At 35.4% G+C, this 21,859-nt stretch carries 19 protein-coding genes and 1 tRNA gene; 4 read left to right on the top strand and 16 right to left on the bottom strand.

What is annotated here, in order from left to right; genetic code table 11:
* The first annotated feature begins 64 nt into the window (after positions 1-64).
* Genes QMN76_RS08835 through QMN76_RS08825 form a run of 3 tightly spaced genes read left to right on the top strand, consistent with a single transcriptional unit; the run spans position 65 to position 3,018 of the window.
* Positions 65-1,654 (top strand): cytochrome ubiquinol oxidase subunit I, encoded by a 1,590-nt coding sequence (locus tag QMN76_RS08835; RefSeq protein ID WP_282023565.1) that lies wholly within the window; start codon positions 65-67, stop codon positions 1,652-1,654.
* A gap of 11 nt (positions 1,655-1,665) precedes the next feature.
* Positions 1,666-2,802 (top strand): cytochrome d ubiquinol oxidase subunit II, encoded by a 1,137-nt coding sequence (gene cydB, locus QMN76_RS08830; protein ID WP_034338503.1) that lies wholly within the window; start codon positions 1,666-1,668, stop codon positions 2,800-2,802.
* A 15-nt stretch (positions 2,803-2,817) separates the two neighbouring features.
* Entirely contained in the window at positions 2,818-3,018 is a 201-nt protein-coding gene (locus tag QMN76_RS08825; protein WP_034339220.1) for a hypothetical protein, read from the top strand.
* Between the two features lie 179 nt (positions 3,019-3,197).
* Here the strand turns inward: QMN76_RS08825 and QMN76_RS08820 are convergent, their stop codons facing one another.
* The 7 genes from QMN76_RS08820 to QMN76_RS08790 all read right to left on the bottom strand — a co-directional run bounded on the left by QMN76_RS08820 (position 3,198) and on the right by QMN76_RS08790 (position 9,844).
* Complete coding sequence (locus QMN76_RS08820; protein ID WP_282023564.1) at positions 3,198-4,478, bottom strand: aspartate aminotransferase family protein; 1,281 nt, start codon at positions 4,476-4,478, stop codon at positions 3,198-3,200.
* Between the two features lie 42 nt (positions 4,479-4,520).
* Complete coding sequence (locus QMN76_RS08815; RefSeq protein ID WP_034338497.1) at positions 4,521-5,294, bottom strand: nuclear transport factor 2 family protein; 774 nt, start codon at positions 5,292-5,294, stop codon at positions 4,521-4,523.
* Positions 5,295-5,304: 10 nt separating this feature from the next.
* On the bottom strand, positions 5,305-6,738 hold the full coding sequence (locus tag QMN76_RS08810; RefSeq protein ID WP_034338494.1) for a gamma-aminobutyraldehyde dehydrogenase: 1,434 nt from the start codon (positions 6,736-6,738) through the stop codon (positions 5,305-5,307).
* A 333-nt stretch (positions 6,739-7,071) separates the two neighbouring features.
* On the bottom strand, positions 7,072-7,485 hold the full coding sequence (locus QMN76_RS08805) for a divergent PAP2 family protein (RefSeq protein ID WP_282023563.1): 414 nt from the start codon (positions 7,483-7,485) through the stop codon (positions 7,072-7,074).
* A gap of 13 nt (positions 7,486-7,498) precedes the next feature.
* Entirely contained in the window at positions 7,499-8,371 is an 873-nt protein-coding gene (locus tag QMN76_RS08800; protein ID WP_034338488.1) for a decaprenyl-phosphate phosphoribosyltransferase, read from the bottom strand.
* Between the two features lie 12 nt (positions 8,372-8,383).
* Positions 8,384-8,785: a GtrA family protein gene (locus QMN76_RS08795; RefSeq protein ID WP_282023562.1), complete on the bottom strand. Its 402-nt coding sequence runs from the start codon at positions 8,783-8,785 to the stop codon at positions 8,384-8,386.
* An 18-nt stretch (positions 8,786-8,803) separates the two neighbouring features.
* Entirely contained in the window at positions 8,804-9,844 is a 1,041-nt protein-coding gene (locus tag QMN76_RS08790; RefSeq protein WP_282023561.1) for a hypothetical protein, read from the bottom strand.
* A gap of 208 nt (positions 9,845-10,052) precedes the next feature.
* Here QMN76_RS08790 and tehB point away from each other — a divergent pair, with 208 nt between their 5' ends.
* Positions 10,053-10,646 carry a tellurite resistance methyltransferase TehB gene (gene tehB / locus QMN76_RS08785; RefSeq protein WP_282023560.1) on the top strand — a complete coding sequence of 198 codons (594 nt, stop codon included), beginning with the start codon at positions 10,053-10,055 and terminating at the stop codon, positions 10,644-10,646.
* An 89-nt stretch (positions 10,647-10,735) separates the two neighbouring features.
* Here the strand turns inward: tehB and QMN76_RS08780 are convergent, their stop codons facing one another.
* The 9 genes from QMN76_RS08780 to QMN76_RS08740 all read right to left on the bottom strand — a co-directional run bounded on the left by QMN76_RS08780 (position 10,736) and on the right by QMN76_RS08740 (position 21,511).
* Entirely contained in the window at positions 10,736-11,947 is a 1,212-nt protein-coding gene (locus tag QMN76_RS08780) for a c-type cytochrome (protein ID WP_282023559.1), read from the bottom strand.
* 2 nt (positions 11,948-11,949) lie between these two features.
* On the bottom strand, positions 11,950-13,842 hold the full coding sequence (locus QMN76_RS08775; protein WP_034338474.1) for an NAD(P)-binding protein: 1,893 nt from the start codon (positions 13,840-13,842) through the stop codon (positions 11,950-11,952).
* Positions 13,843-14,543: 701 nt separating this feature from the next.
* Positions 14,544-16,493 carry a DUF4422 domain-containing protein gene (locus QMN76_RS08770; protein WP_034338471.1) on the bottom strand — a complete coding sequence of 650 codons (1,950 nt, stop codon included), beginning with the start codon at positions 16,491-16,493 and terminating at the stop codon, positions 14,544-14,546.
* Between the two features lie 83 nt (positions 16,494-16,576).
* Complete coding sequence (locus QMN76_RS08765; protein WP_282023558.1) at positions 16,577-17,446, bottom strand: glycosyltransferase; 870 nt, start codon at positions 17,444-17,446, stop codon at positions 16,577-16,579.
* Positions 17,447-17,609: 163 nt separating this feature from the next.
* Positions 17,610-19,112 carry a glycine betaine/L-proline transporter ProP gene (gene proP, locus QMN76_RS08760; protein ID WP_282023557.1) on the bottom strand — a complete coding sequence of 501 codons (1,503 nt, stop codon included), beginning with the start codon at positions 19,110-19,112 and terminating at the stop codon, positions 17,610-17,612.
* Between the two features lie 127 nt (positions 19,113-19,239).
* Complete coding sequence (locus QMN76_RS08755; RefSeq protein ID WP_034338462.1) at positions 19,240-19,563, bottom strand: hypothetical protein; 324 nt, start codon at positions 19,561-19,563, stop codon at positions 19,240-19,242.
* A gap of 493 nt (positions 19,564-20,056) precedes the next feature.
* Positions 20,057-20,132, bottom strand: a tRNA-Phe gene (locus tag QMN76_RS08750).
* A gap of 52 nt (positions 20,133-20,184) precedes the next feature.
* The gene (locus QMN76_RS08745) at positions 20,185-20,397 is read right to left on the bottom strand and encodes a DNA gyrase inhibitor YacG (protein WP_282023556.1); all 213 of its coding nucleotides are present in this window, start codon (positions 20,395-20,397) and stop codon (positions 20,185-20,187) included.
* On the bottom strand, positions 20,390-21,511 hold the full coding sequence (locus tag QMN76_RS08740; protein ID WP_282023555.1) for a ribonuclease E/G: 1,122 nt from the start codon (positions 21,509-21,511) through the stop codon (positions 20,390-20,392). Before QMN76_RS08740 ends, QMN76_RS08745 begins: the two co-directional genes overlap by 8 nt.
* Positions 21,512-21,859: the final 348 nt, after the last annotated feature.

Below are 21,859 nucleotides of genomic sequence, written 5' to 3'. Positions count from 1 at the left end.
TTATTTATTATAAAAGCATTATATATACCTATGAATTTCTGTAAAAATCTGAAAGTTGTATAGAATGGATATCGTATCGCCTTGGGTTGTTGAACTCTCTCGATTTCAATTCGCTTTAACTGCTTTATATCATTTTATGTTCGTTCCTTTGACATTGGGAATGGTATTTATCTTGGCTGCTATGGAAACAGTTTACGTCGTAACAGGTAAACAAATCTATAAAGATATGACACAGTTTTGGGGAAAATTATTTGGTATTAACTTTGCCTTGGGCGTTGCGACAGGGCTGACCATGGAATTTGAATTCGGAACGAATTGGTCCATGTATTCAAGGTTCTTTGGAGACATGTTTGGAACCCCTTTGGCGATTGAAGGGTTAATGGCATTCTTTATGGAATCAACCTTTGTGGGTTTGATGTTCTTTGGATGGGATCGTCTTAGCAAAGGTGCTCACTTGGCGGTAACTTACTTGGTGGCATTGGGATCTAACCTGTCTGCTTTATGGATTTTAGTTGCGAACGCCAGTATGAATATGCCTCATGGTGGTTATTTTGATCCTGAAACTATGAGGATGACTTTCGATAGTTTTGTTGCACTTATTTTCAACCCAGATGCACAAGCAAAATTTGTGCATACTTCTGTTGCTGGTTTTGTTACAGCCTCTATGTTTGTCATGGGAATCAGTGCTTTTTACTTATTAAGACGCCAACATCGCAGTTTTGCTGCACATTCCTTTCGCATAGCGGCTTTGTTTGGAATAATGTCAACAATTGCTGTTATTACTTTGGGTGATGTGTTGGGGCGTTTGGATTATATGCATCAACCTACCAAAGTTGCTGCAATGGAAGGATTATGGCATACCAGCAAACCACCTTCTGAGCCTTGGTTACTTTTTGCCATTCCTGATGATAAGAAACAAACGAATTATTTCGAAATTGGTGTTCCTTATGTATTAACTCCCTTGTTAACGCATACTTTTGACAAGCCTATTCCTGGCATTTATGAACTGCAAGATCAGGCTGGCCCACGTATTGAAAATGGGATTAAGGCTGTATCTGCACTGAGACGCTATGGAGAACATCGCCTGCAAAGTGATCTAGAAGAATTTAGACACCATGAAAAAGACATGGGTTATGGTTTCTTAGCTACTCGTTACGCTCCAGATCAAGATATTGATAAAATTACTGCAGAGCAATTGCCTCAAGTTGTTGAGAAAACTAAGCTTGATATTTTTCCTAATATGTTTGTTACATTCTGGGCATTTAGAATTATGGTGTTCTTGGCCATGTATTTCTTTATTGTTTTTGCAATGGCATCTTATCTCAGCTTAAAAAGACAGTTGGAAAAATATCCTTTCTTTTTGAAAATAGTGATGTGGTCTATTCCTTTACCGTTTGTGGCTTCTGAATTCGGGTGGATTACAGCCGAGGTTGGTCGACAACCCTGGACGGTATTCGAGATCTTACCAACTTTTATTTCGTCCTCTACGCATAGTACTGGGTATATGATTTTCTCGTTATGCGGATTTTTATTACTATACAGTATCTTTATCGCGGCAGAATTATACTTGATGTTCAAGTTTGCACGCCTAGGGCCTCAAACCAGTCATGATGATCAACCCAGTCGTATTATTGCGGCTGAACAAAAAAGTTAAGGAGGAAGACCATGGAATATTATGTTATTTTAAAATTGATCTGGGCTGGCCTCCTATGTATTTTGCTGATCGGATTAGGTTTGATGGTTGGTATGGATATGGGGGTTGGAACATTATTGCGTTTTGTGGGTAAGAATGATGCAGAACGTCGTACTGCATTAAATATTATTGGCCCGCACTGGGATGGAAATCAGGTGTGGTTTATTTTGGGTGGTGGGGCTATTTTTGCAGCCTTTCCAACTTTATATGCAACTTCTTTCTCTGTATTTTATGTCGTGATGATTTTACTGTTGTTCAGTATGATTTTACGCCCTGTTGCTTTTGAGTATAGATCAAAAGTTGAATCGAAAGTTTGGCGTGCCAGTTGGGATTGGGCCTTTTTAATTTCTGGCTTTTTACCAATGTTTGTGTATGGCGCAGCTTTTGGGAATATTTTACAAGGAGTTGGATATCACTTCATCTGGAATGGTCAGTATTTCCAAGATGAATCATTTTGGAGTTATTTGATTAATCCTTTTGCAATTTTATGTGGATTGATGTCTGTATCGCTTAGTGTCTATCAAGGCAGTGCTATGTTGATGATGCGTTCAGAAGCACCTATTTATGAACGAGCAAGACGTTTTGCCAGTATTGCTGGTGTTGTTGCTGCGTTCTTATTTGCGATTGGTGGTGTATGGATTACGCAAATTAGTGGTTTTATTTTAAAAAGCGGTAATCCTGCTATGCAGCCTAATCCTTTATATGGGCAAGAAGTCTCTGTAGAGGTGGGGGCTTGGTTACATAATTTTGTAGCTCATCCTATTTTATGGTTGGTTCCTTTGATTGGAATGATTTGTATGTTGGTTGGATCCACGGTGGCAAGAAGAAATAAACCCCATCTTGCTTGGTGGTTGGGTATGGGTTCATGGGCAGGTACGATTGGTACGGTTGCTTGCGCGATGTTCCCATTTTTTATGCCTTCAACAACCATTCCTAATCAAAGCTTAACGATTTGGAATAGTACAGGCAGTGCTTATGGATTGACTTGCATGGCAATTTTAGCATGTATTTTTGTGCCTCTTATTATCTGTTATACATCATGGTGTTTTTATATCATGAGAGGTAAAGTCAAAACCTCTGATATTGTTAATGATCATCACAGCTATTAAAGGAGCAACATGAAAATGATAAAGATTTTATTACGCTTTGCTGGGCTAGGCATGATTTTAATCGTAGCTTTGTTGGTTGCTGTGTTTGTAGGGGATCAAGGACCTTGGTATTTTGCCTGGATGGTTGGAACAGTTATGATTGTTTTAATCTCTGTTGCTGGGGCAATTTTATTTGATACGCAATCAGATCCTAATGATTCAAAAGGAGAATATTAATGGGTGGTCATTTAGAGTGGGTAATTTTTTGTGTACCGTTTGTCTATTTATGTTTTTACCTTATCGCCTATCTAATTACACGCAAACTATTTCCTTAGTTTTATAAAATATTACATTAAAAGAAAAAGGCATTGTAAAATACAATGCCTTTTTTAATAACTAATATCTTATGTGAAAGATTATTTCAAAACAGCAGCCAAGGATTTTTCAAGGATTCCTAATGCTTCATCCAAGATATTTTCTTCTACAGTTAAAGGAACTAATACACGAATAGAGTTCGCAAATAGACCACAAGTAGCCAACATCAGACCATTATCTCTGGCATGACCAGCAAGGCTTTTTGTTGTATCTGCATCTGGTTTACCCTGAGCATCAAGAATATCAAATGCAAGCATCGCACCACGATGACGAATTTCGCCAATACGGGCAAAGACACCACCTTTTGATTTCAATCCGTCCAAGAATGCGGCAACTTTCTTACCGATATCATTACTACGTTGCAAAAGGTTTTCTTCTTCAAAGACTTCAAGAACTGCCAGAGCCGCAGCAACAGCTACCGGGCTACCAGCATAGGTTCCACCCAATCCACCTGGGGAAACGCTGTCCATAATATCTGCTTTACCAATAACACCAGACAAAGGATATCCACCAGCAAGGCTTTTGGCTGTTGTCATAAGGTCTGGTTCAATACCAAGTTGTTCGGTGGCAAAGAATGTGCCAGAACGTCCGTATCCAGATTGAACTTCGTCACAAATGATTTTAATGCCGTGTTTATCAGCAATTTCACGAAGTTTCTTTGCAAAAGCAGGAGGCATAAAGTGGAAGCCACCTTCACCTTGGATTGGTTCAAAAATAATTGCTGCAACATCCGTTGGTGCAATATCCGTTTTGAAGAGTTTTTCCAAAGCAATTAATGCTGCTTCTTCTGTAACACCAAAGCTTTTAACAGGGAAAGGAATGCGGAAAATACCACCAGGCATTACTCCGAAATCTTGCTTATAAGGGGCAACTTTACCCGTCATTGCCAATGTGTAAATGGTACGACCATGATATCCAGCATCAAACGCAATCACTCCAAAGCGTTTTGTTGCAGCACGAGCAATTTTTACGGCGTTTTCAACGGCTTCTGCACCTGTTGAGAAAAATACAGCTTTTTTATCGCCAGAAATAGGGGCTTTTTCACAGACTTTTTCTGCTAGAGTAATGATGTTTTCAAATCCAACTACTTGAGTAGCAGTATGAGAGAATTTATCAATTTGTGCTTTGACAGCAGCTGTAATTTTTGGATGCGTATGACCCGTATTTAATACGCCAATACCACCAATAAAATCGATATAGCGGTTGCCTTCTACATCCCAAATCTCAGCATTTTTTGCACGGTCTGCAAAGAATGGAAAACCAATAGCAAAGCCTTTTGGCATTGCTTTTTCTTTGCGTTTCATCAAGTCAGAGTTTTTCATTTTTTTCTCGTTATATGAATCGTTTTTTTAATGTCGATTATATTAAAAAATACCATAATTATGAACAGCATCTTCATCGCTTGGGACTGCTGGAATAGAATCCCATAGCTCAATGATTTTACCATTTTCTACGCGCCAAAGCTCAAAATAAGCATGACGTGCACCAGCAATAGATCCTTCGGAATGGGTCAGAACAAATTGACCATCGGCAACAGTGCGGTGAATTTTATCGTAATGTAACGCGGTTCCATCTGCCTTCAGTTGTTCAAGGAAATCAATAACAGGTTGGACACCATCGCCAATATCAGGGCTGTGTTGATAGAATGTTTTACCATCACTATAGCGTTCAAAACCGCTGTAATCGCCACCAATTAAGGTTTCAGTAAAGAATTTTTTAACCAATTGACGGTTGGCTTCACTATCTGCGTTTGAATCAACTTCGCTAGGACCATCAAGTTGGCTACGACCACTGATATTTTTTTCTGCTTCAGCAACCAGACCATCCCAATGTTCGACGATTTTACCATTTTCTACACGATAAATATCAAATCCAACCAATGGGTTTTCATCAAGCCCGACAAAGCGCCCATGCAGTGCAACAAGACCATTATCATCACCCAATACACGGCTGACTTTATAGTCCATGTCAGGACAGCTTGCGACGAGTTCTTTCAAACCAGGAATACCATCAGCAACCAAAGGGGAATGCTCGATAAAATCTGACGAGAAATAAAGCTCTAGCGCTTTGATATCTTTATCAGAAAAGAGCATATTATGTGCTTTGAGCACTAACGCTTTATTTTGTTCTTTCGACATTCAAAAAATCCTAGTCTTCGTTAGAGGCCATAACGTGTTTAACGCGTGTATATTCTTCTAAACCATATGAAGATAAATCTTTACCATAACCAGAATGTTTGAAACCACCATGAGGCATTTCACCAACTAAAGGAATATGGGTGTTAATCCATACGGTTCCAAAGTCTAGATCACGTGAAAGGCGTGTTGCACGTGCATGATTTTTAGTCCAAACGCTGGATGCTAATCCAAATTCTACGTCATTTGCTTTGAATACGCCGTCTGCTTCGTCCTTGAAGCTTTGAACAGTAATCACTGGGCCAAAGATTTCTTTTTGAACAACTTCATCATCTTGTTTCAGATGACTAATAACGGTTGCTTCGAAATAGAAGCCTTCACGATTGCCTGCTTTACCACCAGCTTGGATTTTTGCATGAGGAGGCAGACGATCAATAAAGCCTTGAACATGTTTTAATTGATTTTCATTATTTAATGCACCATAAAGCGCATCACTGTCATCTGGAGAACCAAACTTAGTTGCTTTTGCTTCTTTCGCAAGAAGAGCAAGGAATTTATCATGAACAGATTCTTCAACCAATACGCGGGTCGCTGCAGTACAATCTTGACCTGCGTTAAAGAACCCAGTCATGGCGATATGAGCAGCAGCTTTTTCAAGATCAGCATCAGCAAACACAACAACTGGCGCTTTGCCACCTAATTCTAAATGTGCACGGGTGAGGTTTTTTGCAGCGGATTCAGCAACAGCCATCCCAGCACGAACAGAGCCTGTAATAGAAACGAGTGCTGCTGTTTTATGAGAAACGATTTGTGATCCAGTTGCAGCTTTACCAAGAAGAACGTTAATTGCGCCTTCTGGGAAGAAAGGTGCTGCGATTTCAGCAAGCAACAAAGTGCTTTCTGGTGTTGTATCACTCGGTTTTAGTACAACCGTGTTACCCGCAGCCAATGCAGGAATAATTTTCCAAATAGCCATCATTAAAGGATAGTTCCAAGGCGCAACTTGGCCAACAACACCCAAAGGTTCACGGCGAATGCTGGAGGTTAATCCGTGCATATACTCACCTGTTGCTTTGCCTTCTAAACAACGTGCAGCACCAGCAAAGAAACGAACTTGATCCGCAGAAACCGCAACTTCTTCAGATGCGATTAAGGATTTGATTTGTCCTGTGTTACGGCTTTGTGCGTCAACGAGTGCATCGCTGTTTGCTTCAATTGCATCAGCCAATTTTAACAAAGCTTTTTGACGTTCAGACGGGGTTGTTCTGCCCCACACTTTAAATGCCTCTTTGGCAGCTGCGTATGCTGCGTCTACTTCTTCTTGAGTAGCAATAGGGGACTGGGCAATCACTTTGCCAGTTACTGGGCTGATAAGATCAAAATACTCAGAAGACTTAGCTTCAACAAATTTTCCATTAATAAAATGTTTTAATTTTGTTACGCTCATTTAGGATTCCTTTAACGATATAGTCATTTAAACTTGAGTAGCTTAGCATTTGTATGGGTGTGTTTCAAAATAAACAAATTATGATCAGCCGGTAACATTCAGAATATAAAAATAATTTTCATCATAAAATGTTATTAAAATAAGGTTGAAACAAAAAAAATGATTTATAAATCATTCTAAACAAATTAAATTTTGTTTTTGAGGGGAGAAATAATTTATGAAAAACGTTTCTGCATTATGCTTTGTAAATATTTTAAAAATAAAGGGGTTTTGTATATTTTTTTCTCAACGAATCTATATTATGAAATCTGATAATTTATATTGATTGCGAATTTAAATTAAATGAGCAATATAACCAACGCAGATCCCAACACAGATCCCTGCCAAGATTTCTCCTTTTGAATGGCCAACACGCTCTCTTAACGGAGGCATTTCTGTTTTATCAAGATTTACCTGATTAATGGCAATGGCATGTTTACCTACAGTTCGGCGCAATCCATTGGCATCCATAATGACAATAAAAGCCAGCGTCACAGCCACACCAAAAGCAGGGCTATTGATACTTTGCTTAAAAGCGATAAGGGATGCCATACTTGTCACAATAGCACTGTGATTACTGGGCATTCCTCCATATCCAATAAGCTTAAAAGCCAGTTGTTTTGCTTTGATAGAGTTAATTAAGAATTTCAAAGATCCAGTACACAGCCAAGCCAAAAATGGGGTAATTAAGTAACTATAAAAACTCATTATTTTCTCCAAACTATCCTTGTGGAATTAATGCCCATATACAAAATCCAGCCCAGAGTAAAACCGTTAACAAGATTTGTTTGTCATAAATGACGACATCAGTTGGAGATTCCCCACCTTTTAAGGTTTCAACAATAAACCAGTATCGAAATAAACCAAACATAACAAAAGGAATAGTTATAATTAATTTAGACTGCACCGTCATAACATAGAGGCTGTAAAATATAATTGCCGTTGTTGCGGACATTTCAGCAAAGCGATTAATCAATGTTACCGAGTAATGACTTAAAACCCCTCTGCTTTGTGAACCATTTTGAATAAGCTCTTGTCTACGCTTAATTGATGCTAAATACAAAGAAAGACTAAGTGTAGTTACAAACATCCAGTTTGATACAGGAACATTTAACGCAACAGCACCTGCATATACCCGTAAGACGAAGCCAAAAGCAACGATAAAGATCTCTATTACAGGTTCATTTTTAAGCTTAAAACTATAGAGAAGGTTAAGGATAATATAAACAGCTATAACGTAAATAACATGTGGTGTGATGAACCATGCAGCAATCAAGGCTGCGTATAGAAACCCCAGTAAAATAATGGCACTTTGAACGGTGAGTTCACCAGACGCCAAAGGACGTTTTTTACGTTTTTCAGGATGGGCTCTGTCGCGTTCCATATCATTTAAATCATTAACGATATAAACCGCCGAGGCTGCAATACAAAATAAAAATGCTGCAAAGATCACATGATATACAGAATGAAGATGCAAAAATTCTTTGGAAAAAACCAAGGGTGCAAATAGAAAAATATTTTTAACCCATTGTTTTGGCCGAATAAGTTTTATTAACCCAATAAGGTTATTTTTTTTTGGTGCAGCATTATTCATAAGTGGACTTTGTTAAGTAGCAGTTGTTGTGTTGGTATCTTTGAATATAACATATTTAGAAAATAAGAAACCACAGACAAGACAAGTTCCTGAAAAACCAATTAAAGTAATTAAGCTGGGAAGGTGAAGGCGATCAGCAATATAACCCATAATGAGAGATAAACTGCCCAGAAAGGTAAAAAGCAAAATATATTTGGTAACGGTTACAGATGAATTAAAAGTCCATTTTGCATTTAAGAAAAAATTACAACTGGTAGAGCAACAAAAAGCAATAAAGTTTGCTATGGTCTGAGATTTATGAAAACCATAAAAGCATGTATAAAAAACAGCCCAATGCACCGAGGTGTTAATTAACCCTACTGCAAAATAGCGTATAAATAGTCGAATGAAATCTTTGCAAGTTTGTATATTCATATTGCACTAAACAAAATATTACGCACTACAGTTTTTTTTATCAATGAGATAGCCCATCATTACCGTAAATGATACGAAAAATAGACTTAAATTACGTAACTCTCCAGTAGCACAAAACAGTAAGAATAACGGTAAATTGATACAAATAACGAAAAAAATATGTTTTTTCAAGAGATCGGAGCAATATTTCCATGCGTTAACAAAAACTGTAAGAATAATAATTACAGAGATGATTGACATTTTTTTAGGGCCAATAATGCCATAAGTTGTCTCGAATTTAATATAAGTAAGAGGGTTGATATAATTTTTTAAATTATCGAACAAGTGAAAAATCGCTACACCACCAGGATTGGCTGCATAAAGCTTTTTTACAATAATATTGACAATCCCTGCTGTAATAACCATTGCAGAGGTTAACACAATCGATTTCTTAAAATCTAAATGATTACGAATTAATGGATACAAAGTCGGTAAGAAGAAAAAAAAGACTTCTTTATTGAGCGTTGCAGGAAGAATTAAACAAAAGAGAAGAATATACCTTTTTCTCAGTGCGCATAAAAAGGCCGCAGACATAAAAAAGATTTCAATACTATCATAAAAATAGCCCCCATATGTTTGAATATAGGGAAAGGCAAGGATCAATAGGACAGGGGCGAAAATAGAGGCCGTTGGGCTGCAATTAAAGTAAAGTAATATTTTTCTTAATATAAAAAGGCTGAAGAAAAGCGATAAAAAGCAAAGATAATAGATAATATTATATTTAAACTTGTGATCGATATTGAGCTGTGTTGATACTTTAGAAAACGTCTTTTCAGGCTTTATTTTTTTTGCAATAGTTTCTTTGAGCTTGGATGGCGTAATCTGGACAAAACCATCCGCAATGATAGGTCCTAATTGCCTATACACAAAAGGCTTGGTCGCAGTCCCATCCAGCATTTCGACTATGCCGAAACGATCTTCTGTATCACGAAAGCTCCATTTTCCCATAAAACCAGAAAAACCTGCCGCCGCGGTCATCCAAAAAATAACGCATAATAGAAAAAGGTTTGTTTTTTTCATCAAAATATCTTTAATCTTATAATCAAGAGAGATCCTCTTTGTAATCTTAAATTGTTTTAAAATCTATAAAGTTTTTTCTTTTTATGATTAGGTATCTTGCTGCATGTAATCTCAAATTATTCTTTAAAAAATAAAAGTAATTTTTATTGTTATAATGTTTTTTATAAAGCTATATTATAAATGCATTATTAAGAAAGGGAGAAATCAAATGGATTTATCTAAAGACTATTTTTCAAATAAATATAATTTAATGCATCCTCATTCTGAAATTGTTGAGGCAATGCCTCAGTTAAAAGTGGGAAAAGCACTTGATTTAGGATGTGGAGGAGGCAGAAATAGTCTCTATTTGGCACAGCAAGGTTTTACGGTTGATGCTTGGGATCATAATCCTGATTCTATACAAAAACTTGATATGATTTGTGTTAATGAATCTATTAACACCATTACTACTAAAATTGTTGATTTTAATGGTATGGATTTTTCTGGGCAATATGACCTTATCTTATCAACCGTTGTTTTAATGTTTTTACAGCCGTCTTCTATTCCAAATATAATTAAAAATATGCAAAATGCGACTAAAGTAGGGGGCTATAATTTAATTGTGTCTGCAATGGATACCGATGATTATCCTTGCACCTTGGATTTTTTTACATTCCTTTTTAAACTAAAAGAATTAGCTTCATATTATGATGGATGGACGATTAAAAAATATAACGAAGATACAGGGCTATTACATAAAACCGATCAAAATGGAAATCGAATTAAGCTAAGGTTTGCGACATTATTGGCTCAAAAGAACTGAGCTTTCTCAGAATATGAAATAAAAATATTTTATAAATGTAATTAATTAATAAACAACAGTGGTGTTTATTCCCACTGTTGTTTATTGAACTAGTTCTTTTTAATGGTTTCTTTTGTAGATTTTATTTCTTCTGGTGTAATCAATTCGGCATGATTGCCCCAGTTAGTGCGAATATAATTTAGCACATCAGCAGTATCTTTATCCGTTAATACCCATTGATAACCTGGCATTTTATAAGGAAGGTTATTATGAGTGACAGGGGTTTCCCCACCTTCTAAGACAATGCGAATTAATGTTAATGGATCTTCACTGTTAACGGTTAAATTGCCTTGAAGTGGTGGAATGACATGATCGTTTCCTTTACCATCTGTTCCATGGCATGTAGAACAATATCGTTTATACATAAACTCACCATTATTATATTCAGTTTGAAGAATACTAATGGTTTTTTTTGCCCCAGAAGTAGCCGAGCTTTTGTGATCATCCATATCAGCAAGATAGGTTGCAATTGCATCAAGATCTTTGTCTGATAAATATTGAGTGCTTTCGCTTACGACTTCATCCATAGGGCCAGCAATAGCTTTGTTCTTGCTGCGGCCTTTTTTTAACAAATCAATGGTTTCTTCTTTTGAAAACCCCGTGTTACGAATAGAGGGGGCATACCAACCAGCAAGCTGCGCACCACTTAGATAGCTGCCCTTTTGTTCGTCAAAGCTTTTTTCTTGCATTCCAAAACCACGAGGTGTGTGACAAGTTCCACAATGCCCAGGCCCTTGGACAAGATAAGCGCCTCTGTTCCATTGTTCACTCTTATCTTGGCGTGGTTGAAAACGCTTGGTTTCAGTATACATTCTATTCCAAGCACCAATTGGCCAGCGTATGGACAAAGGCCAAGAAATATCTGATGGGCGATTGGTAACTTCTTGAGGTTTGACATCTTGCATTAAATAGTCATACAAAGCGCGCATATCCTCGTCGCTTAATTTGACATAAGAAGGAAAAGGCATGGCGGGGTATAGATGGCGACCATCTTTTGATACACCTTTACGCACTGCACGAACAAAATCGTTATAACTCCAATCTCCAATACCATATTTCTTATCAGGGGTGATATTCGTTGAATAAATATATCCCAAAGGTGTTGGAAAACGAACGCCTCCAGCAAGCTCTTTCCCATTGGGAGCTGTATGACACGCAGCACAATCACTGGCACGGAAAATATATTCCCCTTGAGACATCGTTGGATTTGCATGTGCAATACTGGGTAATGCCATCAAAAATAAAAATGATAAGCGTTTCATGATTACCCTTTCATCTTTTGTATTTCGGTGATCGCACGATGTCCTTGATCTATGGCAGCATGTGCATAGGGTGCCCAATCAGAATCAGAGTTTGCAATGGTAATACGCCCAACGGGTTTCCGTGCAATGTCTATGATTTTTTGTGCGCTGTCTTCATCGGCTTCGGATAACCCGCTATATGTATAGGAATAACCATGTGCCCAACGATTAACTGTAATTGCTTGGATATCTTTTTCATGATCGAAACCTGCGTCCCCGAACATGCCTTGTAATTGATCCCGAATCATACGTTCATGTGTATCAAATGGTGTACCAAGTAAGAATGCACGCCCTTTGCGAGATTGTTCACGAATACTGAGGCCACTGCCAGGGAAAGTTGGTACATAAACCATATGTAAACAAATCGGTGTCTTAGGGTCACGGGGATGTTTATAATCACCCATATCTACAGGATAATCTAATTTTACACGGCTATAAGGGGCAGCAACAGCATAAATCTCATGCACACCTTTTTTTATAAAAGGTTCCCAATTATTAACGATGACTTTGGTATAAACTAAAGGTGCCTTAACGTTTTGCTTTAAAGCTTCTTTTTGAGCTTGTGGGATTTCTGGAACAATATAAGGGATCATCATATTATATCCAGCCATAACAACATGACCCCCTTTGACTTTGTGCAACTTGCCATCTTTTAAATAAGTGACTTCTACACCATCATCAACGTTGGCAGCGTGAACACCTGTACTGCTTAATCTTAGCCTTACGGGATTTTCAGGTTTATCAAGTTGGCTATAATCAAATTGTGCAGTAACGATACTTTCCATTGTATCGCCAGGAGCTATATTAGGAATTAAACGGCGAACAATAGAGCGTGCTAATCCAGCATTTCCATCAGGAAAGTGATAGATATAGGGGTCTTCTAAATCAGCAAGAGATTCTTCATCAAGTGGGGGCAAATTAAGACCATCAAAACCTGGTAAGGCACAAACTCGAGCATCACTGCAAGATACAGCATCAATACCAACAGCTTGGAAATCATTTGTTCTTTGTTGGAAATATCGAATAGCACTATCGTTTAGTTTAACTTTGTCTTTTAAAAACTGTGAATAGCTGTGTTTATCAAGCCAGGCAGTTTTCTCGTCTGTACTCATTCCTGACATATAATCATTATTTTCCGTATGCAGCGCAATAAGCGCTTTACGGTCTTCTTCACTTAAAGGAAAATCATTGATAAAATCAACAATATTACGCCCATTTAAACGATCTGGTGGAATATCATCAGAAACAGCACGGCCAGGATCACCACTGACAATTTTATCAACACCGAAATTCTTCTTATCGAAATAAACACCACGACTTAGATTAAGATCTGGATAAAAAGTTTTATCAAAATCTTTTCCCATTTTTTCAATATTAATATTTAAATCTTTGATTAATCCCATAACGACGGGGCTGAAATTATGATAAGGAGATTGAAAAGATTCACTGCCACCATAACCCAATATCATGCGATCGCCAGTATGGAATTCATTGCGTTTGGCATGGCCGCCAAAATCATCATGATTATCAATTAAGAGAACTTTGCTATTTTTGCCATTAAGTTGTTGCCAGAAATAAGCCGCCCCTAAACCACTAAGCCCAGCACCAACGATAACAAGGTCGTAATTTTCTTGGATGGGTAAGCTCTTGGGATCAAACTTTTTACCTTCACGCGCCAAAGCATGGGCTCCTTCGAAAGAGCCGGGATGATTTCCCCGAAGTCCAGTTAAAATAGGGGGATAATCAAAGGTTTGCGTTACAGTTCTTTCGGATGCCTTTAATATCTGAGAAGGAGCCATTCCCGCAACAATACTAATTGCTACACCATTCAAAAAATCACGTCTTGTGACACTCATAGATAAAGCCTTGTTTATATTATTAAGTTAATACTTCATATATCATAAATATAAGAATATTTTAAAATAAACTATTTATGATTTAAAATTCTGTCGTTATTTTATTAAAGGCAGCGTTAATCTACCAACTGAACTTATAAATAAATCTTATCGTTTTCTATTTAAAAAGTTTGTATGCAATTGAATGTTCTGTGTCACTACCTAATTTAGCAGAGGCAGTATATTTTCGCTCTTCAGAAGATGTATTTGTTTCAGAGTTTCTTGTGTTAAATTTTTACTAAATGAATCATCACAACTTGGGAAACCTTGAACCATTGATACAGGTAATTAACCCGCCGATAAATCATTCATAAATTGAAATTTTGGTTTGTTTATACAAAGAATTAGGATGTCTAGTTTAGTGGCTGGTGAATTTTCTTTGGTACATGCTTTGCAGGCTATCATTTTGACTGTTTTTCAAATTGTTCAGGTAAATATTCTATAACAAAGAAAAAGGGTAAGAAAAGAAAGGTTAAGAAAACCCATATCAAATTTCTATTTTACGTTTAACAGCACAAAGAGCAGCATGGAGAGATAGAATACATAAAATAAGCCCCATAATTAAAGCTTCATTTTTTTATAAAAATTCATATACGGTCTTTTTTAATATAAAGTTAAGATAAAGTTTATATTAAATATAAACCTTATCTCATCATATTTAGTTATAACCTTTTGCTTGCCATCAAATATAATTTATACATCACATTTCTGCGCTTAGTTCCAACAGGAAGGAATCTGTTTACAAAAGGTTTAAGAATTTGTCTGATCGTTATCGCTTGATTGACGTAAATTTGGTCTATTTCGCGTTCTATGTTTTGTGGGATAGTTGAGGAATTCGTTCCATTTGCTCTGTAATTTCTCCAAGGAGTGTTGCGCAGATAATAATAAAATATTGCAGCAAATTCAGTAGAAGGATTGATCCATGGTTTTTGCTCACCAGCAAAATGGATAATCCATGGATCTTTACGAGCCTTAAAATAATTTTCCATCACTTCTAAAGGTAATTTTTTAAAGAATGTATCCAAATTTCCATTGCCATGTAAAACATTCCAGTTGGTATCAAGAAAATATACATCACCTTCTAAATGTTTATTGATAAGATCTTGGTCAGGAAACCAATAACTTGTTTTACTTAGGTCTTGTAAAATTAACTGATCTATACCAGTTTTTCTAATTTTCTCGGTATTCAAGATTAATGTGCCTGACTGAACATAGTCAGCAGGATTTTTCATTCCAAGATATTGTTTCAAATATTCCTCTGCGGTTAAAGAACCACAGGTATCTCTGCACATAGTTTTATATTTGATAAAACCCTTCATGACATAATCTTTGACAGCAGCAATAGATTTTTGCCCTATATCAATATCAAAGAGATGTTGAATATCTCTATTTACGACCATATCAGCGTCTAAATAAATCACTTTGTTATACTGAGGTAAAATGGTGGGGATTAGTATTCTATAGCATATTTCTTTAGAAAAATGTGCATGTAGATATAATTCTTTACCGTCAAAATAACGATCTAAGTTTACAATGTTCAGTTTAAAATTCTTTAGATTTCTAAACATAAATTGAAAATTAAACTTGGTTGTGTCTGTTAAAGCACCTTCAAGTATATAAATGTCATAAAAACAAGTAGGGTCACTATTTTCAATAATAGATTGTATTAAAGCTGTACCTGTTAAAGCATAATTCTCGTTAAAAGTTGTTACAATAGGGATGATTTTTTTGTATTCTTTATCAATTTTTTTTAACAAATCTTTATCATGATTTATGATTAAATTAGGTTCTTGTGATGACAAAGAATATGCCCCTGTATGAGTATTATGGACAAATGTACGGCGACATTCAACGATATTTAGCTTTTTGTTTTGCATCAAATGGGTAACATATATTCCAAATAACCATTCAGAAATATATCCAAACACTCTGTATTCTTGTAAATCTCTTTTGCTTAAATCAATTCTTTTCTCTAGCTCAAATAAAATATCGAATAACCATTGGCTATAATGCTGAAAAATATTCCGCTTCATAATAAACATATTCGTATAGTAACCATATACAGATCTATTATAACTGCTAACAGTTTCATTATATTCAGGATATTTTTCGTTTAGAATTGCAAGGCACGTGTAGTAATCATTTATATCTAGGTTTTGACCTTGTTTATATTGATCAAGATTGTTTTTTGCATATAAATTACGTACGTCCCATTTTTCTGGAATGACAACGTCTACATTTTTAAGAAATTTTTCAAGTGCGATATCAGAGTAACCAATTTCTTTTAGATAATCGTCATTCATTTTTTCAAATGGAATGACACCATATATATCGCTTTGTGTTTTGTTTTGTGGATTGAAAATAAAATGGCGTCTATAATGACAAAATCCAATAAAATCACTGGTTAAATCATTTTTCCATACCCAATATTGTGCTGTTAATTCACAAAAACTTTTATTTTTGATAGAAATATTCTCTCCAGTTGCATCATTTAACTCTGAAGGAAATAAAACTGAGTTATATTCTGTACCTACTTGAATAGGTTTATAATACTGTGTTTTAATTAAATCACATTTATTGTGATAAGAAACATAAAGAGATATATTTTTCATTTTGCTTTGTTCATGTTGGTTACATAAATATATGGGTTTAGTTTTTATCAGTTCATATTTTATAAGTAAATTATTTAATTTTGTTATCTAAATAAGAGGCCATCTTTAATCCCTTTTAAAAAATATACAATAGACCGAATTTTTCTTCCTTTGAAAATACATAATATCAAAATATTTATTACTCTAAGAAAGATTGTTAATTTAGAAAAAGGGGAATATCGTTTTTTTCTTAAATAAATTAGGTTTCTTACAAGGTAATATAATTTTTTTTCTTTATAAATATTGGTATTAACATTGGTATCGTGGATAAAAACTAATTGTGGTAAAAGATGAATTTTATAATTTGATCGAGTTAAATAATAAGAAAAAAGAATATCATCGAAATAAATAAATAATTTTTCATCAATTTGATCTGAGTATCGTCTCAGTATGTTTTGATGAACGATTGCTCCCACAAAAGAAAAAGTTTCCACCTCTTCTTGCTGTTGGAAATTAGGAAGAAATTTTCTAGGAAACATATTATACAAAAAAGTTTGATACACACTATATGGAACTTTTTTATAAGGAATATTCATTTTGCATAGTTTGCCAGAAGGTAATAAAACTTTACTGCAAAATAATTGATAATTTTTTTTATTGAATGCTTCAAATTGATTTAATAGATTTAAAGTAGGATAGGCATCATCATCAAAGAAAAACACCCAGTCGGTTTGTAAGTTGCTAGTTATATACTGTGATCCATATTTAAATCCGCCAGCCCCCCCTGAATTTTGCTTTGTTGTTAAAATATGTAATCGAGGATCTGTTTGTGTAGTCAGCCACTGCATAGTCTCATCAGTAGACATATTGTTGACAACAACAATATGATCAAATGATAAAAGCAAAGTTGCTTCTAAACATTTTTTTAATTTTGTTAGTCGGTTGTAAGTAACAATTAATGCTACAGAGTTCATTGAATAAAACCAATAATATTTTTATGCTTATTGTTACGTTTTTTATCACTTTTGAATAATTCTATAAAAAAGACTGATGATGATAAAACAAGCTAAAATGAATACTTGTACTATTTTAGCTTGTTTTTCTATTTTGACTAGTAATTTTCAAAAGTAAAAATATTTAATCTAGTTTTGGATGTTGATCAATTAAGGTTTGACGTTTCTTTTCAAGCTCGGCGATCGTCTCGTCAAGTTGGTCAACTTTTTGTTCAATAGTATCAAAATGTGCGGTTAGAATTTCTTTAGCTTCTTCTTTATCTGAAGCCGTGGGGGTTGCGCCTCTTAATGGTTTATTCGCAGTTTCAGGCATCGTAAATGCAGTAAATATACCAATAAGTGATACTCCCATTAGGTAAAAAGCTGGCATATATGAATTGTTTGTAATGGTCACTAACCAAGCAACAAAAGCAGGTGTAAACCCAGCAATGATAATCGAAACATTAAAGGAAATTGCAAGGGCACTGTAACGGACATTTGTTGGGAAAAGAGCAGGGAGGATAGATGCTGTAACACCTACAAAACAGTTTAATGATATTGTTAAGATTAATAATCCAACAAAAATTAATCCAATAACATTGCTTTGAATGAGGTGAAAAGCTGGATATGATAATAACAGTAATCCAATGCTTCCGGCGAAAATAAATGGTCTTCTGCCAATTTTATCACTCATCAGTCCAATAAAAGGTTGTACGAATAACATACCAACCATAATGGCAATAATAATTAATAATCCATGATCTTCAGAATATCCTAATCGCCCAGAAAGATAGTTTGGCATATAGGTTAATAGAACATAATAGGTAATGTTCATTGCCAATACTAAACCGATACAAGTTAAAAAGCTTTTTGAATATTTGGTGGCAACCTCTTTAAATGACAATTTTGGAGGTTGTTGTAATTCTTTTTTGTTATCGGTTTCCATGTTTTCAACATGTTTTTGAAACGCAGGGGTTTCTTCTAATTGGTGTCTTAGATAGATACCAACAAAACCAAGAGGTAAGGCCAAGAAGAAAGGCACTCTCCAACCCCATTCAATAATATTCTCATTTCCAATAATACTTGAGATGATTACGACAATACCAGCCCCTAATACAAATCCAGCAATAGAGCCAAAATCAAGCCAACTTCCTAAAAAGCCACGTCTGCGATCTGGGGCATATTCAGCAACAAATATTGCAGCACCAGAATACTCACCACCCACTGAAAATCCTTGGGCTAACTTACATATCAATAGAAGAATAGGTGCCAATATTCCGATAGTCTGATAGCTGGGGATTAAGCCGATTGCGAAGGTACTGATCGACATGATAATGATGGTAATTGACAAGATCTTTTGTCGGCCATATTTATCACCTAAAATACCAAAGAAAATCCCTCCTATAGGTCTTACCAAGAAGGGAACCGCAAACGTTGCCAAAGAAGCAATAATTTGGATACTAGGGTCAGCTCCTGGGAAAAACACTTTACCCAACACAATTGCCAAGAAGCCGTAAACACCAAAATCAAACCATTCCATAGCATTGCCAAGAGCTGCTGCTGTGATGGCTTTTTTTAATTTATCATCATCAACAATAATAATATCGTTAATGTGCATGGGTTTATGTTTTTTCTTTAGAAGTTTCATATAAAATCCTTTAGATACTTTGTAGCTTTTAAATAATTATTTATTGTTGACTATTATATGGCTGTTACTGACTTATACAGACACAAATGGTTACTATATTTTGAAATATCTTGGTTTTTTTAATATTTTACCTCACTCGCCTTTTGTCAGTGACTAAGTCTTCTTTTTCAAGATGATATCCTGCTTGAGCCAGTGCTTTTAGAATTAAAAATCGTTTTGTCACGCGTTTACTTGCGGCAATTTGTGTTAGCTGATTATCTAGATAAGTTGGGATCATCAGGCGTAACGAGGCGTTTTTTTTATCAGAATGATATTCAGAATCGTCTGATAGAAAATCGCTCTTGGGTTGTAAAGATGCTTCAACCTTTTGTTGCAGTTTATAGTCGCCATTATCGACAGATGAAACACTTGAGGTATTCTCTGCTGATAGAAAATCCTTTTTATCAGTCATGTTTTTCAAATCACATTTAAAGATTATGTCATATTTTATTGTGAATAATGCACATTAATTATCAAGATATCCATATATACATGTACACATTATCATGTTTACTTATATACATGTATAATTAAGAAAATCAAATTTTAATTTCAACCATTGGTTTAATTATAACCATTAATATCTGATATAATGCAATATTTATTTTAGATAAAATGGTTATTTAACTTTTAAAATATTCACGTAGCTATCTGTTTTTTCAGCACTTTGTAATCTACCTTGTGAAATTATGTATATTTAACAGATCTGCATATTGACAATATTCTTTTAAAGAAAGTTTAAGCTCTTTTGCCAAAGCAATAAGTGTCAATATAATGTTCTTATTAAGACTTTATACATTTCAAAGATCAACAAATTGAGGATGTAATTATAATTAAATTGATTATTACTGCATAAGATAATCAGCTTAACAATATTAATATTTTTAAAAGGATTAATTTAGAAATGGTGCCCAAGGGCGGAATCGAACCACCGACACAGCGATTTTCAGTCGCTTGCTCTACCGACTGAGCTACTTGGGCATTCATAATTATTCACTGTTTCGGTTTCAGTGAATCACTGTATACAAAGCATTTACCCTACATCATGATTCTGATCAAGTGTTTCTTTTAAAGAATTTGCTAATTCTTCTGCTTCATCTTCATCGCGTGGTTCAGAGCTCAGACGATAATCTTCGGAAAACCAACGACTTAGGTCAATATCAGCACAACGCTTAGAACAGAAAGGTTTGTATTCTAAGGTTGATTTTTTTTTACAAATTGGACATTTTTCTAAGGTTTTAAGCATACTGATACTCCCATTGACAAGTGGTAAAAGATGGGTTTGATTCGATGGACAAAGAAATTGTACACCGTTTTTCAAAATGATTAACGGCCCATTGGTCATTTTGCAATGCTTGATATAAGGGAATACTTAAGATCAACGTAATTTGCTGGTATTGATGGGGGGAGGCAAGGCTCTTAAATTTTCTCTCCAAGTTGCCCAGAATTTGTATCGCTTGTCCATGATCACATGAAAATACTTCATGTAGCGGTGGGCGTTTACGAGGGCGTGTGATCTCGGCCAAGCCTAAATTGGTAAACCCTAAGAATTTAGGATGCAAGGGATCATTTTGCAAAGCTTGCTCAAATTCTCTTTGAAATAAACGACGCTTTTTAATAGGAAGCCCAGCCAAATCGACAATAATAGCACCAGACAGGTTGCGTAGTTTCAGTTGATGCAATAATTGAGGCAATGCTAGTTGATTGGCATTAAATTGTGAACGTAATTTATTTTGATTATCATTGCTTTGTGTTGCAGTATCCATATCAATGGCAACCAACGCAGGGGTAGGGGTAATACTGGCTCTCATCCCCATGGGCAAGGCTACTTCATTAGTCTCCAAAGCGTCAATTTGTTCCATGATTTCTGGATCAATAGGCTCTTTGGCAAGGTGCACTCTTGATTTATAGGATGCAGGGATTAGGTTGGTGATGTTGAGTTCATCACTGATAATATCTGCATTATGCCATCTTTGCGCCAATTCTTCAAATAAAGAAGGACCAGCTTGTAATAACTCTGGTGTTTTATCTTTTGGTAAGGTTAAAGGTGGGATATTTCGTCCATCTAGACGTAATCCTTTCCCTCCTTGATGACTGCGAGTGACACGTACAATAATCCAGTCTCCCTCATGTAGCCCTTTGGCACCTGCATTCTCAGGTAAGAAACCAGAGAGATTTTTACCCAAAGTTATAAAAGCCCCACCCAAAGCAGTTAAACAGCTGTCAACACGGCCCAGATAAATATCGCCAAATCCATCAGAGTGTCCAGGATACCACACGCCAAAATCAAGCAGGTTTTGCTCTTTTATAACAGCAATTCGAACAACACCAGACATGCAAATTAATTGTATTTTTGTCATATTTAATATTAAGATTTCATTTTATATTTATAAAAATATATTCAAGTATTTATTTGAGTAACGATATAATGCTTTATTATTTTATTACCCCAAACATTAAAACTCACTACATAATTAAATAACATGTTAGTGGATTTCTTTAATTCTATCATTAATATTTTCAGTATTATATATTCTTTTATGACATTAATTTAATAATGTGAAATCTAAGTTAATTATAATTTTTGCAAACACCTGTTAATATATAATTTTATATCCATTTTTGGAATATGCATTATATAGTGTGCATGAATATTATGACTATCATTCGAAACAATATATTTATAATAAGATTTCATTCACTGCTAT

The sequence above is a fragment of the Commensalibacter papalotli (ex Botero et al. 2024) genome (genome assembly GCF_947179115.1).
Classification (GTDB): Bacteria; Pseudomonadota; Alphaproteobacteria; order Acetobacterales; family Acetobacteraceae; genus Commensalibacter; species Commensalibacter papalotli.
Note: the sequence above shows the minus strand (reverse complement) of the source record. Positions and strands in the feature narration are given on the sequence as shown.

Coding starts and splice junctions, on each gene's coding strand:
- QMN76_RS08790 (WP_282023561.1), bottom strand. CDS start 9,844: ATGAAAAAAACAAACCTTTTTCTATTATGCGTTATTTTTTGGATGACC.
- QMN76_RS08815 (WP_034338497.1), bottom strand. CDS start 5,294: ATGTCGAAAGAACAAAATAAAGCGTTAGTGCTCAAAGCACATAATATG.
- QMN76_RS08770 (WP_034338471.1), bottom strand. CDS start 16,493: ATGAAAAATATATCTCTTTATGTTTCTTATCACAATAAATGTGATTTA.
- QMN76_RS08775 (WP_034338474.1), bottom strand. CDS start 13,842: ATGAGTGTCACAAGACGTGATTTTTTGAATGGTGTAGCAATTAGTATT.
- QMN76_RS08745 (WP_282023556.1), bottom strand. CDS start 20,397: ATGCTTAAAACCTTAGAAAAATGTCCAATTTGTAAAAAAAAATCAACC.
- QMN76_RS08825 (WP_034339220.1), top strand. CDS start 2,818: ATGATAAAGATTTTATTACGCTTTGCTGGGCTAGGCATGATTTTAATC.
- QMN76_RS08765 (WP_282023558.1), bottom strand. CDS start 17,446: ATGAACTCTGTAGCATTAATTGTTACTTACAACCGACTAACAAAATTA.
- cydB (WP_034338503.1), top strand. CDS start 1,666: ATGGAATATTATGTTATTTTAAAATTGATCTGGGCTGGCCTCCTATGT.
- QMN76_RS08820 (WP_282023564.1), bottom strand. CDS start 4,478: ATGAAAAACTCTGACTTGATGAAACGCAAAGAAAAAGCAATGCCAAAA.
- QMN76_RS08800 (WP_034338488.1), bottom strand. CDS start 8,371: ATGAATAATGCTGCACCAAAAAAAAATAACCTTATTGGGTTAATAAAA.
- QMN76_RS08740 (WP_282023555.1), bottom strand. CDS start 21,511: ATGACAAAAATACAATTAATTTGCATGTCTGGTGTTGTTCGAATTGCT.
- QMN76_RS08835 (WP_282023565.1), top strand. CDS start 65: ATGGATATCGTATCGCCTTGGGTTGTTGAACTCTCTCGATTTCAATTC.
- QMN76_RS08780 (WP_282023559.1), bottom strand. CDS start 11,947: ATGAAACGCTTATCATTTTTATTTTTGATGGCATTACCCAGTATTGCA.
- QMN76_RS08795 (WP_282023562.1), bottom strand. CDS start 8,785: ATGAATATACAAACTTGCAAAGATTTCATTCGACTATTTATACGCTAT.
- tehB (WP_282023560.1), top strand. CDS start 10,053: ATGGATTTATCTAAAGACTATTTTTCAAATAAATATAATTTAATGCAT.
- QMN76_RS08805 (WP_282023563.1), bottom strand. CDS start 7,485: ATGAGTTTTTATAGTTACTTAATTACCCCATTTTTGGCTTGGCTGTGT.
- proP (WP_282023557.1), bottom strand. CDS start 19,112: ATGAAACTTCTAAAGAAAAAACATAAACCCATGCACATTAACGATATT.
- QMN76_RS08810 (WP_034338494.1), bottom strand. CDS start 6,738: ATGAGCGTAACAAAATTAAAACATTTTATTAATGGAAAATTTGTTGAA.
- QMN76_RS08755 (WP_034338462.1), bottom strand. CDS start 19,563: ATGACTGATAAAAAGGATTTTCTATCAGCAGAGAATACCTCAAGTGTT.